Raw genomic sequence first — 5,150 nt, 5'->3', positions numbered from 1 at the left:
GAAGATCCTTTCCTCAAGACTGAATTACATCATCAAATAAAAAAATACTGGCCATATGATCAGTAAACATCTACCATAACCCACATAATGTTTATCTAAGCGAACGAGTTCACATGTCATACAGAGTATCGTCTTTTTTTGCAGGTATCGGTGGGTTTGACCTTGGTTTAGAAAGAGCAGGGATGAATGTTGTTTTTCAGTGTGAAATCAACAGGTTTTGTCAGAGCATCTTGAAAAAACACTGGCCTAACGTACCACTTGAAAATGATATAGGCTTGATAAAACCGAATGACATACCTGCGAGTAATGTATGGTGCGGCGGATTTCCTTGCCAAGACGTTTCCTTAGCGAATCAAGGCAAGAGAAAAGGACTATTAGGCGAGAGAAGCGGACTGTTTTTTACCTATGCAAAACTTATCAAAGAAAAAAAACCTGACTGGATTATTATCGAAAATGTTCCCGGACTCCTCAACTCCCATGACGGCGAAGATTTCAAAACAGTCATCGAAACACTGGATGAACTCGGGTATGGCATATCGTGGCGAGTACTGGACGCAAAATACTTTGGAACACCCCAAAGACGACGTAGAGTGTACATTGTCGGAAGTTTTGGAGACATGCGCTCCGCTAAAGTCCTTTTTGAATCCGGAACAACTAAAATCGTTGATAAATCGGGCTCAGGAGAGAGGTCAGGAAATACCAGAAAACATGCTGAAAGCATATCAAAAACAAATACATATTCTATCCAACATGCAGGAATCGGAAGAAAACCAAGCGCAGGACCACAAGCTAAAGGATTCCGAAACGATGGTGAAACATATACGCTTGACTCCAGAGGAAGCTCAGACGCTGTATGTTCGCCGAATGCTCCCTTCCGAGTACGAGAGGTTGCAGGGATTTCCGAAAGATTGGACTCTCGTAGATTTAGAGCAATAGGTAATGCTGTTGCAGTACCTATTATCGAATGGATTGGTAAAAGAATAATATTAGTAGATAATACTAAACCTTAATCACTTCATTATTCAATAAAGTAAACTCACCTTCAAATATTTCAGGGCATGGATTGCCCTGATCAGTTAAAAACCGAACAAAAGTAGAGTAGTTTGTGAAAATAGATCTATCCTTATTAATCCTAAGAGGTATTGGACCATTTTTTTTATCGCTGGAATCATCCTCTTCAATCGGCAACAAACAAAGAGTCCAATTATGTTTTCTCAAATCTCTTAAGTTTGCATTCCTTATTCTTTTATATAAATAATTATACAATGGCAATCCGACTGCAAAAACAATTTTACCCCCAGTTTGATCTACGACATTACCCTTAACCAAAAACTGTTCTTGTTGTCGCCTCCATGCATTAGTTTCTATGGTATTAGCTCCAACGTATTCTCTCAAAAATTGATTTTCAGGTTGATTCATCTCAGCCCAAGCCTCTATATGCTTAGAGATCTTGCCTGTACTACTGGTCTCGCCACCACCTTGCATCTCTAGTAAAATCTCATCTATCTTATTATTTTTAGAGAAGTTACGCATGACATAATCAGCGTGGTAATTATGTTCTGCCTCTGGCAGAGGAATTGTGACCTCTCTTTTAATACCAACATCAGATTGAGTTAGGTCAGCGTCGTCATATATAAACCTTGCTATACTTAATAATAATTCCTGTTGATGCTTAACCAATCCTATCTTCTTTTTATTTTTATCCGATGTTCTTGATGAGCAAAGTCTGTGCTCGCAAGTAATCCAAATAGTGCCATCGTTTTTACGAACAGAACAAACAGGGGCTAATGATTTGGATACTTTATCGCACGTTCTATCCATAAAAGGACACATTACATCATCTTTTTTAGAAACTGGTATTATATCCAGATCCACATCAGTTCGTTGACCTAAGTACTCTGCAACACAAACAGCCATGATAGTCGCCATCCACTATTATCAATAGATAACAATAATCTCACAATAAAACAAAACAGTGGAGATCTGTTCAGGCTATCATAGCCCCCCCCTTGAAATAGTGGATAATCCATCACCCTTCACAAGTAAGTACATCCCTCGTATTTACCATAACACCCGTTCCGCGCACCACCAGAACACCATGGGTGGCGTTTCCGGTGGCTAGGGGATGAAACCGAGAGGAAACACCCCAAAAAACCACCGGGAACGCGCCTGATAAATATTAACCTCATGCATACCTATGCAACCAGATGAATAGCCTCGGGTTTTGAAGAAAAAAACCATCCTGAGCCGCGTTTCCGGTCGTTTTAACTCAGACTAGGGCCGCCATAACCCCGCTGACGAGGCGAACGTTCCAGCTCCAGTGTTTTCTGGTGCTGGATATCCCGTTCATGCTGCTGCCGCTGCTCGATGGTATTCAGCTGTTCGACAACCGGCGCAGCTGCTCGCTTAAACTCTGCACCTGTATGCTCAAGCTGCTGACTTGCTCGCTCAGTCTCGCGTTCTCCCGTTGCATAAGACCAGACATCTTCCGCAATTCCACGAAGGCGCTCTCCCACTCGTCCAGCCTTTGCGAGTAATCCTGCTGTAGCTGCTCTAACGCGCTCAGCAACTGTGTTTCCAGCTCCGTCATGTCCTATTTCCCCGCCAGTATCATCCAGTCCGAATCCTCGCCGTACCGCCCCGCCTTCTCGTTCACCCTCACGCAGCGCCGTTTCTCGTCCCCGCACGTCGACAACTGCACGCCGCTGTTCTTCTGTGACAGGATGGCCTGTGTCCTCTCCTGCTCCCGGAGGGTCACGTAATTGTCGACTATCTGCTGCCCTTGCCACCACAGCACACTCCCGCTCGTGGCGATCAGCAACACGGAGACCAGGGTGATCGTGAGCCACGTCCGCCCGACCATACGCAGCACGCTCAGCCGGTTCGACTGCATAGCCTCGGCCATACCCCTCTCGTGGGCGCTGATGGCGTCGCTGATTCTCTTCGCGCTTGCGCTCAGTTCCGTTTTTACAGACTGTTCGTGCTCGCTGAATGCGGCTTTCAGCATCTCGCCGGTACGCTCGCGCTGCACCGTCGATTTCTGCTCTAAGTCCTTCGCCAGCGTTAAAAGATTGCTCATAGAGTGCTCCCTTCAGTCGGATATTGCGCCCCCCGTCCGGGTCGGCAATGCTGATACTACTTTTTGTCGTCCGAACCACCTCAAAACCTGACCGCTCCAGCGCCTCTGTGACATCCTGACGGGTTTTCAGCTCCCCAGACGCAGCCAAGCCTAACAAACCCCGCGTAATCGCTTCTGAGGCCTCCTGTTTCGTTTTCGGTAACGCGGACGCCGTCACCAGCGCCCGCCGGTTCTCCGGCGCATTCGGATCGTGCAGCCCCAGCCTGCCGTTGACCACCGTCTGCCATGCATCGATGCGGGGACGGTCGGCGCGGTCGTAATAGGGCTGGAGACGCTTGCCGGTCAGCAGTTCTGTGTTCGGTACCAGAAAATTCAGCTCCAGCCGCCCTTTGTCCTGATGCTCAACCCACAGCACGCTGTACTGGTCTTTATCGAGTCCGGGCATCAGAACCCGCTCGAAGCTCGCCATCAGCTTTTCACGCTGCCCGGGAGGTAGATCCTTTTCGGCAAAGGACAGCACGCCGGAGGTGTATTTTTTGGCGTAGGGCGAGGCGTCGATAAGCTCCCGGACTTCTTCAGGCTTCCCCTGCAGGATGCTGGCGCCATCGCGATTCCGGTCTTTCCCCAATAGGTAATCAACCGGCCCGGCACCACCGCCGCGCCCCCGGGGGTGAAACTTAACGATCATCGTCAGCCCCCTTTTCCAGTACGACATGCCGCAGCCGCTCAAGTCCGGCATCAATGGCCATCAGCGCGGCGACAACCTGTACGCGGTCGTGTCCGCTGCCGCCACCGGCGTTAACCTGCCGGGCAATCTGATTGAGGTTGTTCCCCATGCCGGCAAGCTGACGAAGCAGCGCCGGCGAGATCGATGGAAGTTTGCCGGCGCGGGCGGGCTTCTCGTCCAGACACGTCTGCCGCATCCAGGCCGCGAGCTGCTTACCGTCGCAGCGCTCCAGCAGACGCTGGTGCTCATCCTCGGTAACCCACATCGTGAGCATCTTGCTGCGTTTATCTGCCAATCCGGCCTCCTGATAACGCCCGGACGGGCGGGAAATCTTTTCCCGGTCGGCGCGGTGTTGGGCAAGCCGCAGGCGCGTCAGTGGTTTTTAGCGGGTTTCGGGGCGCAGCCCTGAACCAGTCACGTAGCGCTAGCGGAGTGTATACTGGCTTAATATGGTAAATCGAGGTGACTATGTAAAACAAAATGCGCATGAGTCAGAGGAAAAACCGGCTGCGTGTGACCAGGTAAAAACGGAGTGACCGTGCAAAATGCTCCAGATGACGATATGCCGCTTCCTCGCACAGACAGAGCTACCCGCTCAGGCGGGTGTGCCTAGTCTGCGCTGTGGCGAGCGGAGGGGGTAACAGGATAGGTTTGAGACAACTGGGTAAGAAAAAAGAGCAGAAAGAAGGATGTCGCCAAAAACGGCTCCATTAGCCGTCTCGACCTGTCCCTCGCTACGCTCAAGACAGGTCGAGCCACCCTAAACTGTCACCAGTCTAAGGTACTCGGCCTTGCTCCGGACTATCGGCGGGAAATGCGAATTTCCCTGCCCCTCGCTCGCGCTCCGGAGACACACCGTTACCTGCTGTCACTGCTTTGGCCTTGGCTGTGGCTGTACCGCCTCGCTTTTTTTAAGTGGTGCCGTTGAATGCCCGTTGTCCACTAGTGCAGTGCTGTACGGTTCTGCTGCGCCGTACAAGGAATAGTGCGCGTCGCACGCTCGGATTGTTTGAGCGATACCCCCGTTCAATCCAACTATCACGCCTTACCGGTAACAAACTCTTGAGGCCAACCCGGTACAGACACGACTTATCGCCAATGGTGATAGCCATTGGTAACTGGATGTTCTTTTGCGGGAATATTTTTATGGAGTAAATGCACTTGAAGAAGTTGGCCTCTAGAGGCTAAACTACAAGAACTGATTTGGTTACTGATTCCCGCTAAGAACTCAGTTACCGTCCGGATTCCAAGAGTTACCAGCTCGAAGAACCCGAACAAAACCGCCGTAAGGCGGTTTTTTTCGTTTCAGGCCTAAAGACTACCCGCAGCAAAAAAGGATCTCAA

The 5,150-nt window shown here is 49.8% G+C and carries 5 protein-coding genes and 1 pseudogene; 1 reads left to right on the top strand and 5 read right to left on the bottom strand.

What is annotated here, in order from left to right; all coding sequences use genetic code 11:
* Window positions 1-113: 113 nt before the first annotated feature.
* Complete coding sequence (locus ACKWMY_RS27780) at window positions 114-1,010, top strand: DNA cytosine methyltransferase (RefSeq protein WP_409487483.1); 897 nt, start codon at window positions 114-116, stop codon at window positions 1,008-1,010.
* On the opposite strand, the gene ACKWMY_RS27775 is transcribed toward ACKWMY_RS27780, so the two are convergent.
* The 5 genes and pseudogenes from ACKWMY_RS27775 to ACKWMY_RS27755 all read right to left on the bottom strand — a co-directional run bounded on the left by ACKWMY_RS27775 (window position 1,000) and on the right by ACKWMY_RS27755 (window position 4,080).
* Complete coding sequence (locus ACKWMY_RS27775; RefSeq protein WP_409487482.1) at window positions 1,000-1,929, bottom strand: hypothetical protein; 930 nt, start codon at window positions 1,927-1,929, stop codon at window positions 1,000-1,002. The genes ACKWMY_RS27780 and ACKWMY_RS27775 overlap by 11 nt on opposite strands.
* Before the next feature lie 445 nt (window positions 1,930-2,374).
* Window positions 2,375-2,590, bottom strand: coding sequence for an MbeD family mobilization/exclusion protein (locus ACKWMY_RS27770; RefSeq protein WP_409487481.1), 216 nt, complete (start codon window positions 2,588-2,590; stop codon window positions 2,375-2,377).
* A 3-nt stretch (window positions 2,591-2,593) separates the two neighbouring features.
* Window positions 2,594-3,079 (bottom strand): MbeB family mobilization protein, encoded by a 486-nt coding sequence (locus tag ACKWMY_RS27765; RefSeq protein WP_409487480.1) that lies wholly within the window; start codon window positions 3,077-3,079, stop codon window positions 2,594-2,596.
* 370 nt (window positions 3,080-3,449) lie between these two features.
* Window positions 3,450-3,767: pseudogene (locus tag ACKWMY_RS27760) on the bottom strand (nuclease); the annotation flags it as partial.
* Window positions 3,757-4,080 carry a MobC family plasmid mobilization relaxosome protein gene (locus ACKWMY_RS27755; RefSeq protein WP_409487484.1) on the bottom strand — a complete coding sequence of 108 codons (324 nt, stop codon included), beginning with the start codon at window positions 4,078-4,080 and terminating at the stop codon, window positions 3,757-3,759. The gene ACKWMY_RS27755 and the pseudogene ACKWMY_RS27760, both read right to left, overlap by 11 nt.
* Window positions 4,081-5,150: the final 1,070 nt, after the last annotated feature.

It is taken from the genome of Serratia sp. J2, assembly GCF_046269175.1.
Taxonomy (GTDB): Bacteria; Pseudomonadota; Gammaproteobacteria; order Enterobacterales; family Enterobacteriaceae; genus Chania; species Chania fonticola_C.
Note: the sequence above shows the minus strand (reverse complement) of the source record. Positions and strands in the feature narration are given on the sequence as shown.

Coding starts and splice junctions, on each gene's coding strand:
- ACKWMY_RS27780 (WP_409487483.1), top strand. CDS start 114: ATGTCATACAGAGTATCGTCTTTTTTTGCAGGTATCGGTGGGTTTGAC.
- ACKWMY_RS27775 (WP_409487482.1), bottom strand. CDS start 1,929: ATGGCGACTATCATGGCTGTTTGTGTTGCAGAGTACTTAGGTCAACGA.
- ACKWMY_RS27770 (WP_409487481.1), bottom strand. CDS start 2,590: ATGACGGAGCTGGAAACACAGTTGCTGAGCGCGTTAGAGCAGCTACAG.
- ACKWMY_RS27765 (WP_409487480.1), bottom strand. CDS start 3,079: ATGAGCAATCTTTTAACGCTGGCGAAGGACTTAGAGCAGAAATCGACG.
- ACKWMY_RS27755 (WP_409487484.1), bottom strand. CDS start 4,080: ATGCTCACGATGTGGGTTACCGAGGATGAGCACCAGCGTCTGCTGGAG.